This is a genomic window from Pseudomonas sp. RC10 (genome assembly GCF_038397775.1).
Classification (GTDB): Bacteria; Pseudomonadota; Gammaproteobacteria; order Pseudomonadales; family Pseudomonadaceae; genus Aquipseudomonas; species Aquipseudomonas bambusae.
This window is the reverse complement of record NZ_CP151650.1, coordinates 758,830-775,256: the sequence shown is the minus strand read 5'-3', so window position 1 is coordinate 775,256 and position 16,427 is coordinate 758,830. Positions and strand designations below refer to the sequence as shown.

General features: G+C 55.1%; 28 protein-coding genes. 1 reads left to right on the top strand and 27 read right to left on the bottom strand.

Going from position 1 to position 16,427, the window contains the following annotated elements; translation table 11 throughout:
• The first annotated feature begins 135 nt into the window (after positions 1-135).
• Positions 136-2,970: an excinuclease ABC subunit UvrA gene (uvrA, locus tag AAEO81_RS03530; protein ID WP_341961653.1), complete on the top strand. Its 2,835-nt coding sequence runs from the start codon at positions 136-138 to the stop codon at positions 2,968-2,970.
• A 63-nt stretch (positions 2,971-3,033) separates the two neighbouring features.
• On the opposite strand, the gene bfr is transcribed toward uvrA, so the two are convergent.
• From bfr to rplD, 27 genes are all read right to left on the bottom strand, one after another.
• Entirely contained in the window at positions 3,034-3,498 is a 465-nt protein-coding gene (gene bfr, locus AAEO81_RS03525; RefSeq protein WP_166598552.1) for a bacterioferritin, read from the bottom strand.
• A 260-nt stretch (positions 3,499-3,758) separates the two neighbouring features.
• The gene (gene rplQ / locus AAEO81_RS03520) at positions 3,759-4,145 is read right to left on the bottom strand and encodes a 50S ribosomal protein L17 (protein WP_166598553.1); all 387 of its coding nucleotides are present in this window, start codon (positions 4,143-4,145) and stop codon (positions 3,759-3,761) included.
• Between the two features lie 42 nt (positions 4,146-4,187).
• Complete coding sequence (rpoA, locus tag AAEO81_RS03515; RefSeq protein ID WP_007970428.1) at positions 4,188-5,189, bottom strand: DNA-directed RNA polymerase subunit alpha; 1,002 nt, start codon at positions 5,187-5,189, stop codon at positions 4,188-4,190.
• 22 nt (positions 5,190-5,211) lie between these two features.
• The gene (gene rpsD / locus AAEO81_RS03510) at positions 5,212-5,832 is read right to left on the bottom strand and encodes a 30S ribosomal protein S4 (protein WP_037017742.1); all 621 of its coding nucleotides are present in this window, start codon (positions 5,830-5,832) and stop codon (positions 5,212-5,214) included.
• 18 nt (positions 5,833-5,850) lie between these two features.
• Positions 5,851-6,240 (bottom strand): 30S ribosomal protein S11, encoded by a 390-nt coding sequence (rpsK, locus tag AAEO81_RS03505; RefSeq protein WP_002555466.1) that lies wholly within the window; start codon positions 6,238-6,240, stop codon positions 5,851-5,853.
• Between the two features lie 30 nt (positions 6,241-6,270).
• Positions 6,271-6,627, bottom strand: a complete 357-nt coding sequence (gene rpsM, locus AAEO81_RS03500; protein ID WP_004883692.1) for a 30S ribosomal protein S13 — start codon at positions 6,625-6,627, stop codon at positions 6,271-6,273.
• Between the two features lie 131 nt (positions 6,628-6,758).
• On the bottom strand, positions 6,759-6,875 hold the full coding sequence (rpmJ, locus tag AAEO81_RS03495; RefSeq protein ID WP_002555468.1) for a 50S ribosomal protein L36: 117 nt from the start codon (positions 6,873-6,875) through the stop codon (positions 6,759-6,761).
• A 28-nt stretch (positions 6,876-6,903) separates the two neighbouring features.
• Positions 6,904-8,235 (bottom strand): preprotein translocase subunit SecY, encoded by a 1,332-nt coding sequence (secY, locus tag AAEO81_RS03490; RefSeq protein ID WP_062384496.1) that lies wholly within the window; start codon positions 8,233-8,235, stop codon positions 6,904-6,906.
• Complete coding sequence (gene rplO / locus AAEO81_RS03485) at positions 8,236-8,667, bottom strand: 50S ribosomal protein L15 (protein ID WP_037017733.1); 432 nt, start codon at positions 8,665-8,667, stop codon at positions 8,236-8,238.
• 3 nt (positions 8,668-8,670) lie between these two features.
• Positions 8,671-8,847 (bottom strand): 50S ribosomal protein L30, encoded by a 177-nt coding sequence (gene rpmD / locus AAEO81_RS03480; protein WP_093468886.1) that lies wholly within the window; start codon positions 8,845-8,847, stop codon positions 8,671-8,673.
• A 2-nt stretch (positions 8,848-8,849) separates the two neighbouring features.
• Positions 8,850-9,350, bottom strand: coding sequence for a 30S ribosomal protein S5 (gene rpsE, locus AAEO81_RS03475; RefSeq protein WP_093468883.1), 501 nt, complete (start codon positions 9,348-9,350; stop codon positions 8,850-8,852).
• A 3-nt stretch (positions 9,351-9,353) separates the two neighbouring features.
• Positions 9,354-9,704 (bottom strand): 50S ribosomal protein L18, encoded by a 351-nt coding sequence (gene rplR / locus AAEO81_RS03470; protein WP_037017727.1) that lies wholly within the window; start codon positions 9,702-9,704, stop codon positions 9,354-9,356.
• A 10-nt stretch (positions 9,705-9,714) separates the two neighbouring features.
• The gene (rplF, locus tag AAEO81_RS03465) at positions 9,715-10,248 is read right to left on the bottom strand and encodes a 50S ribosomal protein L6 (RefSeq protein WP_341961635.1); all 534 of its coding nucleotides are present in this window, start codon (positions 10,246-10,248) and stop codon (positions 9,715-9,717) included.
• Positions 10,249-10,260: 12 nt separating this feature from the next.
• Positions 10,261-10,653 carry a 30S ribosomal protein S8 gene (gene rpsH, locus AAEO81_RS03460; RefSeq protein WP_020290698.1) on the bottom strand — a complete coding sequence of 131 codons (393 nt, stop codon included), beginning with the start codon at positions 10,651-10,653 and terminating at the stop codon, positions 10,261-10,263.
• A gap of 213 nt (positions 10,654-10,866) precedes the next feature.
• The gene (gene rpsN / locus AAEO81_RS03455; RefSeq protein WP_003228726.1) at positions 10,867-11,172 is read right to left on the bottom strand and encodes a 30S ribosomal protein S14; all 306 of its coding nucleotides are present in this window, start codon (positions 11,170-11,172) and stop codon (positions 10,867-10,869) included.
• A 13-nt stretch (positions 11,173-11,185) separates the two neighbouring features.
• Positions 11,186-11,725: a 50S ribosomal protein L5 gene (gene rplE / locus AAEO81_RS03450; protein WP_037017720.1), complete on the bottom strand. Its 540-nt coding sequence runs from the start codon at positions 11,723-11,725 to the stop codon at positions 11,186-11,188.
• 20 nt (positions 11,726-11,745) lie between these two features.
• Positions 11,746-12,060, bottom strand: a complete 315-nt coding sequence (rplX, locus tag AAEO81_RS03445) for a 50S ribosomal protein L24 (protein WP_002555478.1) — start codon at positions 12,058-12,060, stop codon at positions 11,746-11,748.
• A gap of 11 nt (positions 12,061-12,071) precedes the next feature.
• Complete coding sequence (rplN, locus tag AAEO81_RS03440; RefSeq protein ID WP_002555479.1) at positions 12,072-12,440, bottom strand: 50S ribosomal protein L14; 369 nt, start codon at positions 12,438-12,440, stop codon at positions 12,072-12,074.
• A gap of 23 nt (positions 12,441-12,463) precedes the next feature.
• Positions 12,464-12,730: a 30S ribosomal protein S17 gene (rpsQ, locus tag AAEO81_RS03435; protein ID WP_003194644.1), complete on the bottom strand. Its 267-nt coding sequence runs from the start codon at positions 12,728-12,730 to the stop codon at positions 12,464-12,466.
• Between the two features lie 2 nt (positions 12,731-12,732).
• Complete coding sequence (gene rpmC / locus AAEO81_RS03430; protein WP_002555481.1) at positions 12,733-12,924, bottom strand: 50S ribosomal protein L29; 192 nt, start codon at positions 12,922-12,924, stop codon at positions 12,733-12,735.
• The gene (gene rplP, locus AAEO81_RS03425; RefSeq protein ID WP_003228729.1) at positions 12,924-13,337 is read right to left on the bottom strand and encodes a 50S ribosomal protein L16; all 414 of its coding nucleotides are present in this window, start codon (positions 13,335-13,337) and stop codon (positions 12,924-12,926) included. The genes rpmC and rplP overlap by 1 nt, the downstream gene beginning before the upstream one ends.
• A 12-nt stretch (positions 13,338-13,349) precedes the next feature.
• Entirely contained in the window at positions 13,350-14,036 is a 687-nt protein-coding gene (gene rpsC, locus AAEO81_RS03420) for a 30S ribosomal protein S3 (RefSeq protein WP_008065719.1), read from the bottom strand.
• Positions 14,037-14,049: 13 nt separating this feature from the next.
• Complete coding sequence (gene rplV / locus AAEO81_RS03415; protein ID WP_003103908.1) at positions 14,050-14,382, bottom strand: 50S ribosomal protein L22; 333 nt, start codon at positions 14,380-14,382, stop codon at positions 14,050-14,052.
• 13 nt (positions 14,383-14,395) lie between these two features.
• Positions 14,396-14,671, bottom strand: a complete 276-nt coding sequence (gene rpsS / locus AAEO81_RS03410) for a 30S ribosomal protein S19 (protein ID WP_002555486.1) — start codon at positions 14,669-14,671, stop codon at positions 14,396-14,398.
• Between the two features lie 16 nt (positions 14,672-14,687).
• The gene (rplB, locus tag AAEO81_RS03405) at positions 14,688-15,512 is read right to left on the bottom strand and encodes a 50S ribosomal protein L2 (protein WP_166598556.1); all 825 of its coding nucleotides are present in this window, start codon (positions 15,510-15,512) and stop codon (positions 14,688-14,690) included.
• 14 nt (positions 15,513-15,526) lie between these two features.
• Positions 15,527-15,826 (bottom strand): 50S ribosomal protein L23, encoded by a 300-nt coding sequence (gene rplW / locus AAEO81_RS03400; RefSeq protein ID WP_008374165.1) that lies wholly within the window; start codon positions 15,824-15,826, stop codon positions 15,527-15,529.
• A complete protein-coding gene (gene rplD / locus AAEO81_RS03395) occupies positions 15,823-16,425 on the bottom strand; it encodes a 50S ribosomal protein L4 (protein WP_037017717.1) in 603 nt (200 codons plus the stop codon). The genes rplW and rplD overlap by 4 nt, the downstream gene beginning before the upstream one ends.
• Between the last annotated feature and the right edge of the window lie 2 nt (positions 16,426-16,427).

Below are 16,427 nucleotides of genomic sequence, written 5' to 3'. Positions count from 1 at the left end.
GCACATACGACGCTTTGCCGCGCATCGCGGGAATTTTCTTTTTCCCCTGTACGTAGGCCGACTGCTCAATAGTGTGCATCCATCCAGTATTTGGCCGTATACTCCAGCGTTTTACGCCCGCCGTGCGAGGCCACCTTGGACAAGATCCTGATTCGTGGGGCACGAACCCACAACCTGAAAAACATCGACCTCACCCTGCCCCGCGACAAGCTGATCGTCATTACCGGCCTTTCTGGTTCCGGCAAGTCGTCGCTGGCGTTCGACACCCTGTACGCCGAAGGGCAACGCCGCTACGTCGAGTCGCTTTCGGCGTACGCGCGCCAGTTCCTGTCGATGATGGAAAAGCCTGACGTTGACACCATCGAAGGCCTGTCGCCTGCGATCTCCATCGAGCAGAAGTCCACATCGCATAACCCCCGTTCGACCGTGGGCACCATTACCGAAATCTACGACTACCTGCGCTTGCTGTATGCCCGCGTGGGCACACCACGCTGCCCGGATCACGATATCCCCCTCGAAGCGCAGACCGTCAGTCAGATGGTCGATCTGGTGCTTGCGGAGCCGGAGGGCGCCAAGCTGATGTTGCTCGCCCCGGTTGTTCGCGAGCGCAAAGGCGAGCACTTGGCGGTATTCGAAGAGCTGCGCGCTCAGGGCTTCGTTCGTGCACGGGTCAACGGCAAGCTGTGCGAACTCGACGAGCTGCCAAAACTCGACAAACAGAAGAAGCACTCCATTGACGTCGTCGTTGACCGCTTCAAGGTCCGTGCCGACCTGCAACAACGTCTGGCCGAGTCGTTTGAAACAGCACTGAAACTGGCCGACGGCATCGCGCTGGTCGCACCGATGGACGATGAACCCGGCGAAGAGATGATTTTCTCCGCGCGGTTTGCCTGCCCCATCTGTGGACACGCCATCAGCGAGCTGGAACCCAAGCTGTTCTCCTTCAACAACCCGGCGGGCGCCTGTCCGACCTGCGATGGCCTGGGTGTGAAGCAGTTCTTCGACATCAAACGACTGGTGAATAGCGAACTCACGTTGGCCGAAGGCGCGATACGTGGTTGGGACCGACGCAACGTTTACTATTTCCAGATGCTCGGATCTTTAGCGAGTCATTACGGCTTCAGTTTGGAAGTGCCGTTCAAGGAACTGCCAGCCGATCTGCAAAAAGTCCTGCTCAACGGCAGCGGGAGCCAGAACGTCGACTTCCGCTACCTGAATGACCGTGGCGACATCGTCAAGCGCGCCCATCCCTTCGAAGGGATCGTGCCTAACCTTGAGCGTCGCTATCGCGAAACCGAATCAGCCACTGTGCGCGAAGAACTGGCGAAATTCCTCAGCACTCAACCTTGCCCGGATTGCCGAGGGACGCGACTGCGTCGTGAGGCTCGGCACGTTTGGGTGGGCGAGAAAACGCTCCCGGCCGTTACCAACCTGCCTATCGGTGACGCCACTGAATACTTTGGCGAACTGAAGCTGACAGGACGTCGTGGCGAGATTGCGGACAAGATTCTCAAAGAGATCCGCGAGCGGTTGCAGTTCCTCGTGAACGTGGGCCTGGATTACCTGACGCTGGACCGCAGCGCCGACACCCTGTCGGGCGGTGAAGCTCAGCGTATTCGCCTTGCCAGCCAGATCGGCGCGGGCCTCGTGGGGGTGATGTACATCCTTGATGAACCCTCCATTGGCCTGCACCAACGCGACAACGACAGGCTGCTGGACACGCTCCGTCATCTTCGTGACATCGGCAACACCGTGATCGTGGTTGAGCATGACGAAGATGCCATCCGCCTCGCGGATTATGTGGTGGACATTGGACCCGGAGCTGGCGTGCACGGCGGCAATATCGTCGCAGAAGGCACGCCAGAAGAGGTCATGTCCCACCCGGACTCGCTCACCGGTAAATACCTGTCAGGTCGCGTCAAGATCGAAGTACCGGCGAAGCGCACCCCGCGTAACAAGAAGCTGTCTCTCAAGCTGAAAGGTGCGCGCGGGAATAACCTGCGTAATGTCGATCTGGAAATCCCGATCGGCTTGCTGACGTGCGTCACGGGCGTTTCCGGATCAGGCAAATCGACGCTGATCAACAACACGCTGTTCCCGCTCAGCGCAACTGCGTTGAACGGGGCGACGACGCTGGAGGCCGCCACGCACGACAGCATCGATGGCCTTCAGCACCTGGACAAAGTGGTAGACATCGATCAGAGCCCAATCGGCCGGACGCCGCGTTCGAACCCTGCCACCTACACGGGCCTGTTCACCCCGATTCGCGAGCTGTTCTCCGGCGTTCCTGAATCTCGCTCTCGGGGCTACGGACCGGGCCGCTTCTCGTTCAACGTCAAAGGCGGCCGGTGCGAAGCCTGTCAGGGCGACGGGCTGATCAAGGTCGAAATGCACTTCCTGCCAGACATTTACGTGCCGTGCGACGTGTGCAAGAGCAAGCGCTATAACCGCGAGACCCTTGAGATCAAATACAAGGGCAAAAGCATCCACGAAGTGTTGGAAATGACTATCGAGGAAGCGCGTATGTTCTTCGATGCTGTTCCGGCATTGGCGCGCAAGCTGCAGACGTTGATGGATGTCGGGCTCTCGTATATCAAGCTCGGACAATCGGCCACCACATTGTCTGGTGGTGAGGCGCAACGAGTGAAGCTATCGCGCGAGCTGTCCAAGCGAGATACCGGCAAAACCCTCTACATCCTTGACGAGCCCACTACAGGTTTGCACTTCGCCGACATTCAACAACTGTTGGACGTCTTGCACCGCCTGCGGGACCACGGCAACACCGTCGTTGTGATTGAGCATAACCTGGACGTGATCAAAACCGCGGACTGGCTGGTTGACCTCGGACCGGAAGGCGGCTCCAAAGGCGGGCAAATCATCGCCACCGGTACGCCAGAGCAAGTCGCGGAAATGAAACAGTCTTACACCGGGCATTACCTCAAACCTTTGCTCGAACGTGATCGAGCCTGATCACCGCGTAAAAACGAAAAAGCCCCTGTCATGGCGAGCATGACAGGGGCTTTTTAAGCTGAATCAGAACTGCGATTGCAGATAATTTTCCAGGCCAATGGACTTGATCAAACCCATCTGCTTTTCGAGCCAGTAGGTGTGGTCTTCTTCTGTATCGGCCAGTTGAACACGCAGGATGTCACGACTCACATAGTCCTTGTGCTGCTCACAGAGCGCGATGCCTTTGCACAATGCTGCGCGGACCTTGTATTCGAGACGAAGATCGCTGGCGAGCATCTCAGGCACGGTGGTGCCCACGTCCAGATCGTCCGGCCGCATGCGCGGCGTCCCTTCAAGCATCAAAATACGGCGCATTAACGCATCAGCGTGTTGTGCCTCTTCTTCCATTTCATGATTGATACGCTCGTAGAGCTTGGTGAAACCCCAATCCTCATACATCCGCGAATGGACGAAATATTGGTCGCGTGCAGCCAATTCGCCGGTCAGCAGCGTGTTGAGGTAATCGATGACGTCCGGGTGGCCTTGCATCGCCGTGAATCTCCTTCATGAAAGTCGATAGTTTGGACCAACATTGGCGACAGGTCACCTTTCAAGAAGCAGAAAACTGAAGAAAATCACCGATTACGTGACATTTGGTGCCAAAAATACAGGTAAATGAGGTGAGTTCTCTTTATCACTAAGAATTAGCGCAATAACCACACGCTCAACTGATAACGCGTTGTATTTAACTAAATGACAGGCAACAAAAAACCGGGCACTAGGCCCGGTTTTTTGTGAAGACTGATGTCTTACTCAGCAGCTTCTACAGAGCCACCGACTGGACGATCAACCAGCTCGACGTACGCCATAGGCGCATTGTCGCCAGCGCGGAAACCGCACTTCAGGATACGCAGATAGCCACCCTCACGGGTCGCATAGCGCTTGCCCAGATCGTTGAACAGCTTACCGACGATTTCTTTCGAACGAGTACGGTCGAAAGCCAGACGGCGGTTAGCAACGCTGTCGATCTTGGCCAAAGTGATCAGCGGCTCGGCAACGCGGCGCAGTTCCTTGGCTTTCGGCAGGGTAGTTTTGATCAGCTCGTGCTCGAACAGCGACACCGCCATGTTTTGAAACATGGCCTTGCGGTGAGAGCTGGTACGGCTCAGGTGACGTCCACTTTTACGATGACGCATGGTTCATTCCTTACCAAACACAACGTTCGGTGATTACGACGATCAGGCAGTCGCCTTGTCGTCCTTCTTAAGACTTGCAGGCGGCCAGTTGTCGAGGCGCATGCCGAGGGAGAGACCACGAGAAGCCAGAACGTCCTTGATTTCGGTCAAGGATTTCTTGCCCAGGTTCGGAGTCTTCAACAGTTCCACTTCAGTGCGCTGGATCAGATCACCGATGTAGTAAATGTTCTCCGCCTTAAGGCAGTTGGCCGAACGTACGGTCAGTTCCAAATCGTCAACCGGACGAAGCAGGATCGGATCGATCTCGTCTTCCTGTTCGACTACAACAGGTTCGCTGTCACCTTTGAGGTCGACGAACGCAGCCAACTGCTGTTGCAGAATGGTTGCAGCGCGACGGATTGCCTCTTCAGGGTCCAGAGTACCGTTGGTTTCCAGATCGATAACCAGTTTGTCCAGGTTGGTACGCTGTTCGACACGGGCGTTTTCCACCACGTATGCGATACGACGTACCGGGCTGAACGAAGAGTCGAGCTGCAAGCGACCAATGCTGCGGCTTTCGTCTTCGTCGCTCTGACGCGAGTCTGCTGGTTCATAACCGCGACCACGAGCTACAACGAGCTTCATGTTCAGGGCGCCGTTAGACGCCAGGTTAGCGATTACGTGATCGGGGTTAACGATCTCGACATCATGATCCAGCTGAATATCGGCAGCGGTAACCACCCCCGAACCCTTCTTCGACAAGGTCAGCGTAACTTCGTCTCGACCGTGCAGCTTGATAGCCAGACCTTTAAGGTTCAACAGGATTTCAATGACATCTTCCTGTACACCTTCAATGGCGCTGTACTCATGAAGTACACCGTCAATCTCGGCCTCGACTACTGCACAGCCGGGCATGGAGGACAACAGGATGCGGCGCAGCGCGTTGCCCAGGGTATGGCCGAAACCACGCTCGAGAGGCTCGAGAGTGATTTTGGCGCGGGTTGGACTGACAACCTGTACATCAATGTGACGGGGTGTCAGGAACTCATTTACCGAAATCTGCATGGATGCACCTATTTTCTAGCCCTTACTTGGAGTAGAGCTCGACAATCAGGCTTTCGTTGATGTCGGCGGACAGATCACTGCGAGCTGGAACGCTTTTGAAGACGCCAGATTTTTTCTCAGTGTCTACTTCTACCCATTCTACGCGGCCACGTTGGGCACACAGATCGAGAGCCTGGACGATACGCAGTTGGTTTTTCGCTTTTTCGCGAATAGCTACTACGTCACCAGCACGAACCTGGTAGGACGGAACGTTAACGGTTTTACCGTTTACGCTAACCGACTTGTGCGATACCAGCTGACGAGATTCGGCACGAGTGGAGCCGAAACCCATACGGTATACGACGTTGTCCAGACGGCATTCGAGCAGTTGCAGCAGGTTCTCACCAGTAGCGCCTTTCTTGCCGGCAGCTTCTTTGTAGTAACCGCTGAACTGACGCTCGAGAACGCCATAGATACGACGGACTTTCTGCTTTTCACGCAGCTGGGTGCCGTAGTCGGACTGGCGACCGCGGCGCTGACCGTGGATACCAGGTGCTGCTTCAATGTTGCACTTCGATTCGATAGCGCGCACGCCGCTCTTCAGGAAGAGATCGGTGCCTTCGCGACGAGCGAGTTTGCATTTTGGACCAATGTAACGAGCCATTCTTTACAATCTCCTGGATTACACGCGGCGCTTCTTCGGCGGACGGCACCCGTTGTGCGGGATTGGCGTCACGTCGGTGATGCTGGCGATCTTGTAGCCACAGCCGTTCAAAGCACGGACAGCAGATTCACGACCTGGACCTGGACCTTTGACGTTAACGTCGAGGTTTTTCAGGCCGTATTCCAGCGCAGCTTGACCAGCACGCTCAGCAGCTACTTGAGCAGCGAACGGGGTGGACTTGCGGGAACCGCGGAAACCCGAACCACCGGAGGTAGCCCAGGAAAGAGCGTTACCTTGACGGTCGGTGATGGTCACGATGGTGTTGTTAAAAGAAGCATGGATGTGGGCGATGCCATCAACCACTGTCTTTTTAACTTTTTTACGAGGACGAGCAGCAGGTTTTGCCATGATTTAATTCCTGTCGATTCGCTGGGGCGATTACTTGCGGATCGGCTTACGCGGACCTTTACGGGTACGCGCGTTGGTCTTGGTACGCTGACCGCGTACTGGAAGACCGCGACGATGACGCAGACCGCGGTAGCAACCGAGATCCATCAAGCGCTTGATTTTCATGTTGATTTCGCGACGCAGGTCACCTTCAGTGGTGAACTTCGCGACTTCGCCACGCAGCTGTTCAATCTGCTCATCGCTCAGATCTTTGATCTTCGCCGCCGGGTTAACCCCGGTGGTAGCACAGATTTTCTGTGCAGTCGTGCGACCAACACCATAGATGTAGGTCAGCGAGATAACAGTATGCTTGTTATCTGGAATGTTAACGCCTGCAATACGGGCCATTCAGTGGGACTCCAATTGACAGCTACCTACGCCCCGGAAGCCAAGAAATAGGGCGCGAGATAATATCGCTGTAATAACAAATAATCAACCCAGCAGCGCACTAGCTGCTGGGCTTTTAGCACAGATCACACTCAGCCTTGGCGCTGCTTGTGACGTGGTTCCGCGCTGCAAATTACTCGAACAACACCTTCGCGGCGAATAATCTTGCAGTTGCGGCACAGCTTTTTCACCGATGCACGAACTTTCATCACCAACTCCTCGAACCTTATGGGTGCTTCAGCGCAGCATGCCGCTGCCGTAGCCCTTCAGGTTGGCTTTCTTCATCAGGGATTCATACTGGTGCGAAACGAGGTGAGATTGCACTTGGGACATGAAGTCCATCACAACCACGACCACGATCAGCAACGAGGTCCCGCCAAGGTAGAACGGCACGTTTGCAGCCACCACCAAAAACTGGGGCAACAAGCACACGGCCATCATATATAGAGCACCGAACATGGTCAGACGAGTCAAAACGCCATCGATATAGCGTGCCGACTGCTCACCAGGACGGATACCTGGAATAAAGGCACCGGACTTCTTCAGGTTTTCCGCTACGTCTTTCGGATTGAACATCAACGCCGTATAGAAGAAGCAGAAGAAAATAATCCCTGCACTAAACAGCAGAATATTCAACGGCTGACCAGGAGCGATCGACTGCGAGATGTCCTGCAACCAGCCCATACCTTCAGACTGACCGAACCAGGCACCCAACGAAGCCGGAAACAGCAAGATGCTGCTCGCAAAAATGGCCGGAATTACGCCAGCCATGTTCACTTTCAGCGGCAAGTGGCTGGTCTGCGCTGCAAAGACCTTACGGCCCTGCTGACGCTTGGCGTAGTGAACAGCGATACGACGCTGACCACGCTCAATGAACACCACAAAACCGATGATCGCTACTGCCAGCAAACCGATGGCGACCAGAGCGAAAATGTTGATATCACCCTGACGTGCAGACTCGAAAGACTGCCCGATAGCCCTCGGAAGACCGGCGACGATACCCGAAAAAATCAACATCGAGATACCGTTACCAACACCGCGCTCTGTGATCTGCTCGCCCAGCCACATCATGAACAAGGCACCTGCCACGAAGGTGGTAACCGCCACGAAGTGGAAGCCGATATCTGCAGAAAAAGCGACGCCCTGACCCGCCAAGCCAATGGACATGCCAATAGCTTGAACCAGGGCCAGTACAACGGTGCCATAGCGGGTGTATTGGCTGATCTTACGACGACCAGCCTCACCTTCCTTCTTCAACTGCTCCAGCTGTGGGCTGACAGCGGTCATGAGCTGCATGATGATCGACGCCGAAATGTACGGCATGATCCCCAACGCAAAGATGCTCATGCGCTCCAGCGCACCACCGGAAAACATGTTGAACAAGCTAAGAATGGTCCCCTCATTCTGTCGAAACAGGTCCGCCAGCCGGTCGGGGTTGATACCTGGAACTGGGATATGCGCACCGATCCGATAGACGATAATCGCCAGGAACAGAAAACGCAGACGAGCCCAGAGCTCGGACAACCCGCCGCTTTTGCTGAGCGCTGAGAGAGCACCTTGCTTAGCCATTTATTCCTCGAATTTGCCGCCAGCTGCTTCGATAGCCGCACGCGCACCTTTGGTGGCTGCGATACCTTTGAGGGTGACCGCGCGAGTAACCTCACCGGACAGCATGATTTTCACGCGCTGTACGTTTTGGTTGATCACGTTGGCATCCTTCAGGGACTGCACAGTTACGACGCCTTCCACTTTAGCCAGCTCGGAGGTGCGAACTTCTGCACGATCCATAGCCTTCAAAGAGACGAAGCCGAACTTAGGCAGACGACGATGCAACGGCTGTTGGCCGCCTTCGAAGCCCGGAGCGATGGTGCCACCGGAGCGGGAGGTCTGACCTTTGTGGCCGCGGCCACCAGTCTTACCCAAACCACTACCGATACCACGGCCCGGACGATGCTTCTCGCGACGGGAACCCGGCGCAGGACTCAGATCATTGAGTTTCATCGATTAACCCTCGACTCGCAGCATGTAGTAAGCCTTGTTGATCATCCCACGGTTTTCCGGGGTATCAGCGACTTCTACAGTGTGACCGATGCGACGCAGACCCAGACCCTTAACGCACAGTTTGTGGTTAGGGATGCGGCCGGTCATGCTTTTGATCAAAGTAACTTTAACGGTAGCCATGATCAGATGATCTCCTCAACGTTCAAGCCGCGCTTGGCAGCGATGGACTCAGGAGACTGCATGGCCTTCAAACCCTTGAACGTTGCGTGAACAACGTTGACCGGGTTGGTCGAACCGTAGCACTTGGCCAGAACGTTCTGAACGCCAGCAACTTCCAGGACAGCACGCATTGCGCCGCCGGCGATGATGCCAGTACCTTCAGAAGCAGGCTGCATGTAAACCTTCGAAGCGCCGTGAGCGGACTTCATGGCGTACTGCAGAGTGGTGCCGTTCAGATCAACTTGGATCATGTTGCGGCGAGCAGCTTCCATTGCCTTCTGGATCGCAGCAGGCACTTCACGCGACTTGCCACGGCCGAAGCCAACACGGCCCTTACCATCACCAACCACGGTCAACGCGGTGAAAGTGAAGATACGGCCGCCTTTTACGGTTTTTGCTACGCGATTAACTTGAACCAGCTTCTCGATGTAGCCTTCGTCGCGTTTTTGGTCGTTATTTGCCATAACTTAGAACTCCAGCCCGCCTTCACGAGCAGCATCAGCCAGCGCCTTGACGCGACCGTGGTACTTGAAGCCGGAACGATCAAAAGCCACTTGCGATACACCGGCGGCTTTCGCACGCTCAGCGATCAGCTGGCCAACTTTAGTGGCCGCGTCGATGTTGCCAGTGGCGCCATCACGCAGTTCTTTGTCCAAAGTCGAGGCATTTGCCAGGACTTTGCTGCCGTCGGCCGAAATGACCTGGGCATAAATGTGCTGCGAAGAGCGGTACACGCAGAGACGCACGACTTCGAGTTCGTGCATTTTCAGGCGTGCTTTGCGAGCGCGACGCAGTCGGGTAACTTTTTTGACGGTCATTTGCTATGCCCTACTTCTTCTTGGCTTCTTTACGACGGACGACTTCGTCCGCGTAACGCACGCCTTTGCCTTTGTATGGCTCTGGACGGCGGAAGTCGCGGATCTCAGCGGCCACTTGACCAACCAACTGCTTGTCGATACCACGGATTAAGATATCGGTTTGGTTGGGAGTCTCAGCGGTGATGCCTGCTGGCAATTCGTAGTCCACTGGGTGCGAGAAGCCAAGGGCCAGGTTCAGCACCGTGCCTTTTGCTTGCGCTTTGTAACCAACACCGACCAGCTGGAGCTTACGCTCGAAGCCTTGGCTTACGCCTTGGACCATGTTGTTTACCAACGCACGAGTGGTACCGGCCATTGCGCGAGTCTGTTGATCGCCGTTACGAGCAGCAAAACGCAGCTCACCAGCTTCTTCAACAATTTCAACGGACGAATGAATGTTCAGGTCCAGAGTGCCTTTTGCACCCTTCACCGAAAGCTGCTGGCCGACGAGTTTAACTTCGACGCCTGCTGGCAACTTAACGGGGTTCTTAGCTACGCGTGACATGCTTATCCCCCCTTAGAACACTGTGCAAAGCACTTCGCCGCCGACACCGGCAGCGCGCGCAGCACGATCCGTCATCACACCTTTGTTGGTGGAGACGATAGACACACCGAGACCGCCACGAACTTTTGGCAGATCATCGACGGACTTGTACTGACGCAGGCCTGGACGACTAACGCGCTTGACTTCTTCGATAACCGGACGGCCTTCGAAGTATTTCAGCTCGATAGACAGCAAGGGCTTGGTTTCGCTGCTGATCTGATAACCCGCAATGTAACCTTCGTCCTTCAGGACTTTGGCTACAGCCACCTTCAAAGTGGAGGATGGCATGCTTACGACGGGCTTTTCGGCCATCTGGGCATTACGGATACGAGTTAGCATGTCCGCTAACGGGTCCTGCATACTCATGGGCTAGACGCTCCTAATACAAAATAATTAGCCTTACGGCTACTGCTTGTCGCCACAAAAACACGGCCACGTGCGGACACGGGCTCTGGCGAGCCGGCAATTCTAGACGTACGCCAGAAACGAATCAAGCCCCAAAAGGGGCTTGATTCCAATTCAAGTGTTACGCCGGTCGGTTTCCGAAGAAACCTGCCCTCATAACACGAGAAGTTCGGCTTACCAGCTGGCTTTAACCAGACCTGGTACGTCACCACGCATTGCAGCTTCACGCAGCTTGTTACGGCCGAGGCCGAACTTGCGGTAAACGCCGTGCGGACGACCAGTCAGGCGGCAACGGTTACGCATGCGCGATGCGCTTGCGTCACGTGGTTGCTTCTGCAGCGCAACGGTAGCTTCCCAACGCGCTTCTGGACTTGCGTTCAGATCGACGATGATTGCTTTCAGTGCTGCACGCTTGGTGGCGTACTTGGCAACGGTGAGCTGACGCTTCAGCTCACGGTTTTTCATGCTCTTCTTGGCCATGGTCCTACTCCAATCAGTTGCGGAACGGGAACTTGAAAGCACGCAGCAATGCGCGACCTTCTTCGTCCGTACGAGCAGTGGTGGTCAGGGTAATGTCCAGACCGCGCAGGGCATCGATCTTGTCGTAGTCGATTTCCGGGAAAATGATCTGCTCTTTCACGCCCATGCTGTAGTTGCCACGACCATCGAAGGACTTGGCATTCAGGCCGCGGAAGTCGCGAACCCGAGGCAGGGAGATCGACAGCAGACGATCCAGGAATTCATACATACGCTCACGGCGCAGAGTCACTTTGACGCCGATCGGCCAGCCTTCGCGGACTTTGAAGCCAGCGATGGATTTACGAGCGTAGGTCACAACGACTTTCTGGCCGGTGATCTTTTCCAGGTCAGCAACAGCATGCTCGATGACTTTTTTGTCGCCGATTGCTTCGCCGAGACCCATGTTCAGGGTGATCTTTGTTACGCGTGGAACTTCCATCACGTTCGACAGCTTAAGTTCTTCCTTAAGCTTCGGTGCGATTTCCTTCCAGTAAATCTCTTTCAGTCGTGCCATGGTCTTCTACCTAGCAGTGTTCAAGCATCAACCGCTTTTTGGGTCGACTTGAAGACACGAATTTTTTTGCCGTCTTCAACTTTGAAACCAACGCGGTCAGCCTTGTTGGTTGCGCCGTTGAAAATGGCGACGTTGGAAGCGTGCAGTGGCGCTTCTTTCTCGACGATACCGCCCTGTACGCCCGACATCGGGTTAGGCTTGGTATGACGCTTCACCAGGTTAATCCCACCAACGACCAAACGGTCGTCAGCGAGAACCTTGAGCACCTTACCGCGCTTACCTTTGTCTTTGCCGGCGATCACGATGATCTCGTCGTCACGACGAATCTTTTGCATGTCGGATCTCCTTACAGCACTTCTGGGGCGAGCGAGACGATCTTCATGAACTTCTCAGTACGAAGTTCACGGGTCACTGGCCCAAAGATACGGGTGCCGATCGGCTCTTGCTTGTTGTTCAACAGAACAGCAGCGTTGCCATCGAAGCGGATGATGGAGCCGTCTGCACGACGAACACCGTGGCGAGTGCGGACTACAACAGCAGTCATCACTTGGCCTTTTTTCACCTTACCGCGCGGAATTGCTTCCTTGACGGTCACTTTGATGATGTCACCGATACCAGCGTAACGACGATGAGAGCCACCAAGCACCTTGATGCACATAACGCGGCGAGCGCCGCTGTTATCGGCCACATCGAGCATGGATTGAGTCTGAATCATATAATTTCTCCGACCCCTAGCCCTTAGACTTCCACAGCGCGTTCGAGAACATCAACCAGCGCCCAAGATTTGGTCTTGGCCATCGGACGAGTTTCACGAATAGTGACCTTGTCGCCGATGTGGCATTGGTTGGTTTCGTCGTGCGCGTGCAGCTTAGTCGAACGCTTAACGTATTTACCGTAGATAGGGTGCTTAACGCGACGCTCAATCAGTACGGTGATGGTCTTGTCCATCTTGTCGCTGACGACACGGCCAGTCAGCGTACGGACGGTTTTTTCGGCTTCAGCCATGATTACTTACCTGCCTGCTGGTTGAGCACAGTCTTCACGCGAGCGATGTCACGCTTAACTTGCGAGAGCAGGTGAGACTGCCCCAACTGGCCAGTTGCTTTCTGCATACGCAGATTGAACTGGTCGCGCAGCAAGCCGAGCAGTTGCTCGTTCAGTTGCTGTGCTGATTTTTCACGAAGTTCATTCGCTTTCATCACATCACCGTCCGCTTAACAAAGGAGGTGGCGAGCGGCAGCTTTGCAGCAGCCAGGGCGAAAGCCTCACGCGCCAACTCTTCGGAAACACCCTCGATTTCATACAGGACTTTGCCTGGCTGAATCTGGGCAACCCAGTATTCGACGTTACCCTTACCTTTACCCATCCGAACTTCGAGGGGCTTTTTGGAAATAGGCTTGTCCGGGAATACACGGATCCAGATCTTGCCGCCACGTTTAACGTGACGAGTCAGAGCACGACGCGCTGACTCGATCTGACGAGCGGTGAGACGACCACGAGCAACAGACTTCAGCGCGAACTCGCCGAAGCTGACTTTGCTACCGCGCAGCGCCAAACCACGGTTGTGGCCGGTCATCTGCTTGCGGAACTTCGTACGCTTTGGTTGCAACATTTGGCGTACCCCTTACTTAGCAGCTTTTTTACGAGGCGCTGGTGCTTGTGGTTTCAGTTCTTCTTGGCGACCACCAATTACTTCGCCTTTGAAGATCCAAACCTTGACACCGATCACACCGTAAGTGGTGTGAGCTTCGTAGTTGGCATAGTCGATGTCGGCACGCAGGGTGTGCAGTGGCACACGACCTTCGCGATACCATTCAGTACGTGCGATTTCAGCACCGCCGAGACGACCGCTCACTTGGATTTTGATGCCTTTGGCACCAATGCGCATGGCGTTCTGTACGGCGCGCTTCATGGCGCGACGGAACATCACACGACGCTCCAGCTGCTGAGCTACGCTCTGAGCAACCAGCATACCGTCAAGCTCCGGCTTGCGGATCTCTTCGATATTGATGTGCACAGGCACACCCATTTGCTTGGTCAGGTCCTGACGCAGTTTCTCAACATCTTCACCTTTCTTCCCGATAACGATACCTGGACGAGCGGTGTGGATGGTGATGCGTGCAGTTTGAGCCGGACGATGGATATCGATACGGCTAACGGACGCGCTTTTTAGTTTGTCTTGGAGATACTCACGCACCTTCAGATCTGCGAGCAAATAGTCCGCATAAGTCCGACCGTCTGCGTACCAGACGGAGGTGTGCTCCTTGACGATTCCCAGGCGAATGCCAATGGGATGTACTTTCTGACCCATCTCTTCGACTCCGTTACTTGTCAGCAACCTTGACAGTGATATGGCAAGACCGCTTGACGATGCGATCAGCACGGCCTTTGGCACGTGGCATGATGCGCTTCAGCGAACGCCCTTCGTTGACGAAAACGGTGGAGACCTTGAGGTCATCAACGTCTGCGCCTTCGTTATGCTCGGCGTTGGCTACGGCCGACTCCAGCACTTTTTTCATGATCTCGGCGGCTTTCTTACTGCTGAAAGCCAACAGGTTGAGCGCTTCGCCCACCTTCTTCCCGCGGATCTGGTCGGCGACCAAGCGGGCTTTCTGGGCGGAGATTCGAGCGCCCGACAACTTAGCGGCTACTTCCATCGTTCCTTACCCCTTAACGCTTGGCTTTCTTGTCTGCCACGTGCCCACGATAAGTGCGGGTACCGGCAAACTCGCCCAGTTTGTGGCCGACCATGTCTTCGTTCACGAGAACAGGAACATGCTGACGACCGTTATGCACAGCAATGGTCAAACCGACCATTTGTGGCAGGATCATCGAACGACGCGACCAGGTCTTAACCGGTTTGCGATCGTTCTTTTCCGCCGCCACTTCGATCTTCTTCAGTAGGTGAAGATCAATAAAAGGACCTTTTTTCAGAGAACGTGGCACTGTCGTATCCCTCTATTTACTTGCGACGACGGACGATCATTTTGTCGGTACGCTTATTACCACGAGTCTTCGCGCCCTTAGTCGGGAAGCCCCACGGCGATACCGGATGACGACCACCAGAGGTACGACCTTCACCACCACCATGTGGGTGGTCAACCGGGTTCATGGCAACACCACGAACGGTTGGGCGAACGCCACGCCAGCGCTTGGCACCAGCTTTACCCAGCGAACGCAGGCTGTGCTCGGAGTTGGAAACCTCACCGAGAGTTGCACGGCATTCGGACAGGACTTTACGCATTTCACCGGAGCGAAGACGCAGAGTCACGTAGACACCTTCACGAGCGACCAACTGAGCCGAAGCACCAGCGGAACGCGCGATTTGAGCACCTTTACCTGGCTTCAGTTCGATACCGTGAACGGTCGAACCAACCGGGATGTTGCGCAGTTGCAGAGCGTTGCCTGGCTTGATTGGAGCCAAGGCGCCTGCAATCAGCTGGTCACCAGCACTCACGCCTTTAGGCGCGATGATGTAACGACGCTCGCCGTCTGCGTACAGCAGCAGTGCGATGTGAGCAGTACGGTTTGGATCGTATTCAATGCGCTCGACGGTGGCAGCGATGCCATCCTTGTCGTTGCGACGGAAGTCGACCAGACGATAATGCTGCTTATGACCACCACCTACGTGACGAGTAGTGATACGGCCATTGTTGTTACGACCACCAGACTTCGATTTTTTCTCGAGCAGCGGTGCGTGAGGAGCGCCTTTGTGCAGCTCCTTGTTGACCACCTTGACCACAAAACGGCGGCCAGGGGAAGTCGGTTTGCATTTAACGATTGCCATGATGCACCCCTTCCTTACTCAGCACTGCTGCTGAAATCGAGATCTTGGCCTGGCTGAAGGGAGATAACCGCCTTCTTCCAGTCATTACGCTTGCCCAGACCGCGAGCAGTGCGTTTGGTCTTACCCAGAACATTCAGGGTAGTGACGCGCTCTACTTTCACGCTGAACAGGCTTTCGACGGCCTTCTTGATTTCCAGCTTGGTTGCATCAGTAGCAACCTTGAAAACGAACTGACCTTTCTTGTCTGCCAGAACCGTAGCCTTCTCGGAAACGTGCGGGCCAAGCAGAACTTTAAATACGCGTTCCTGGTTCATCCCAGCAGCTCCTCGAATTTCTTCACGGCCGACACAGTGATCAACACTTTGTCGTATGCGATCAGACTAACTGGATCGGAACCTTGGACATCACGTACATCAACGTGTGGCAGGTTGCGAGCAGCCAGGTACAGGTTCTGATCAACAGCATCCGACACGATCAATACGTCGGTCAGGCTCATGTCGTTCAGCTTGCCCAGCAGGTCTTTGGTTTTCGGCGATTCAACGGCGAAATCCTGAACCACGACCAGACGATCAGTACGAACCAGCTCAGCAAGGATGGAGCGCAATGCTGCGCGATACATCTTCTTGTTGAGCTTCTGAGAGTGGTCCTGAGGACGTGCTGCGAATGTGGTACCGCCGCCACGCCAGATTGGGCTACGGATAGTACCGGCACGAGCACGGCCAGTACCCTTCTGACGCCATGGGCGCTTGCCGCCACCGGAAACGTCGGAACGGGTCTTTTGCTGCTTGCTACCTTGACGGCCGCCAGCCATGTAGGCCACAACTGCTTGGTGAACCAGCGTCTCGTTGAACTCGCCGCCGAATGTCAGTTCGGAAACTTCGATCGCTTGAGCGTCATTTACATTTAATTGCATGT

What these genes read in the sequence shown, in the direction of transcription:
- rplX (WP_002555478.1), bottom strand. Translation starts at nt 12,060, where the DNA reads ATGCAAAAGATTCGTCGTGACGACGAGATCATCGTGATCGCCGGCAAA.
- rplW (WP_008374165.1), bottom strand. Translation starts at nt 15,826, where the DNA reads ATGAACCAGGAACGCGTATTTAAAGTTCTGCTTGGCCCGCACGTTTCC.
- rpsK (WP_002555466.1), bottom strand. Translation starts at nt 6,240, where the DNA reads ATGGCAAAACCTGCTGCTCGTCCTCGTAAAAAAGTTAAAAAGACAGTG.
- rpsN (WP_003228726.1), bottom strand. Translation starts at nt 11,172, where the DNA reads ATGGCCAAGAAGAGCATGAAAAACCGTGAGCTGAAGCGTCAGCTCACC.
- rplP (WP_003228729.1), bottom strand. Translation starts at nt 13,337, where the DNA reads ATGTTGCAACCAAAGCGTACGAAGTTCCGCAAGCAGATGACCGGCCAC.
- rpsQ (WP_003194644.1), bottom strand. Translation starts at nt 12,730, where the DNA reads ATGGCTGAAGCCGAAAAAACCGTCCGTACGCTGACTGGCCGTGTCGTC.
- rplR (WP_037017727.1), bottom strand. Translation starts at nt 9,704, where the DNA reads ATGACCGTCAAAAAAGTTACCCGACTGCGTCGCGCTCGCAAAGCACGC.
- rplV (WP_003103908.1), bottom strand. Translation starts at nt 14,382, where the DNA reads ATGGAAGTAGCCGCTAAGTTGTCGGGCGCTCGAATCTCCGCCCAGAAA.
- bfr (WP_166598552.1), bottom strand. Translation starts at nt 3,498, where the DNA reads ATGCAAGGCCACCCGGACGTCATCGATTACCTCAACACGCTGCTGACC.
- rplF (WP_341961635.1), bottom strand. Translation starts at nt 10,248, where the DNA reads ATGTCACGCGTAGCTAAGAACCCCGTTAAGTTGCCAGCAGGCGTCGAA.
- rplE (WP_037017720.1), bottom strand. Translation starts at nt 11,725, where the DNA reads ATGGCACGACTGAAAGAGATTTACTGGAAGGAAATCGCACCGAAGCTT.
- rpmD (WP_093468886.1), bottom strand. Translation starts at nt 8,847, where the DNA reads ATGGCTACCGTTAAAGTTACTTTGATCAAAAGCATGACCGGCCGCATC.
- rpsD (WP_037017742.1), bottom strand. Translation starts at nt 5,832, where the DNA reads ATGGCTCGTTACATTGGTCCAAAATGCAAACTCGCTCGTCGCGAAGGC.
- rplD (WP_037017717.1), bottom strand. Translation starts at nt 16,425, where the DNA reads ATGCAATTAAATGTAAATGACGCTCAAGCGATCGAAGTTTCCGAACTG.
- rplO (WP_037017733.1), bottom strand. Translation starts at nt 8,667, where the DNA reads ATGAAACTCAATGATCTGAGTCCTGCGCCGGGTTCCCGTCGCGAGAAG.
- rplN (WP_002555479.1), bottom strand. Translation starts at nt 12,440, where the DNA reads ATGATTCAGACTCAATCCATGCTCGATGTGGCCGATAACAGCGGCGCT.
- rpsM (WP_004883692.1), bottom strand. Translation starts at nt 6,627, where the DNA reads ATGGCCCGTATTGCAGGCGTTAACATTCCAGATAACAAGCATACTGTT.
- rpsH (WP_020290698.1), bottom strand. Translation starts at nt 10,653, where the DNA reads ATGAGTATGCAGGACCCGTTAGCGGACATGCTAACTCGTATCCGTAAT.
- rpmJ (WP_002555468.1), bottom strand. Translation starts at nt 6,875, where the DNA reads ATGAAAGTTCGTGCATCGGTGAAAAAGCTGTGCCGCAACTGCAAGATT.
- rplB (WP_166598556.1), bottom strand. Translation starts at nt 15,512, where the DNA reads ATGGCAATCGTTAAATGCAAACCGACTTCCCCTGGCCGCCGTTTTGTG.
- rpoA (WP_007970428.1), bottom strand. Translation starts at nt 5,189, where the DNA reads ATGCAGATTTCGGTAAATGAGTTCCTGACACCCCGTCACATTGATGTA.
- rpsC (WP_008065719.1), bottom strand. Translation starts at nt 14,036, where the DNA reads ATGGGTCAGAAAGTACATCCCATTGGCATTCGCCTGGGAATCGTCAAG.
- rplQ (WP_166598553.1), bottom strand. Translation starts at nt 4,145, where the DNA reads ATGCGTCATCGTAAAAGTGGACGTCACCTGAGCCGTACCAGCTCTCAC.
- rpmC (WP_002555481.1), bottom strand. Translation starts at nt 12,924, where the DNA reads ATGAAAGCGAATGAACTTCGTGAAAAATCAGCACAGCAACTGAACGAG.
- secY (WP_062384496.1), bottom strand. Translation starts at nt 8,235, where the DNA reads ATGGCTAAGCAAGGTGCTCTCTCAGCGCTCAGCAAAAGCGGCGGGTTG.
- rpsE (WP_093468883.1), bottom strand. Translation starts at nt 9,350, where the DNA reads ATGGCAAATAACGACCAAAAACGCGACGAAGGCTACATCGAGAAGCTG.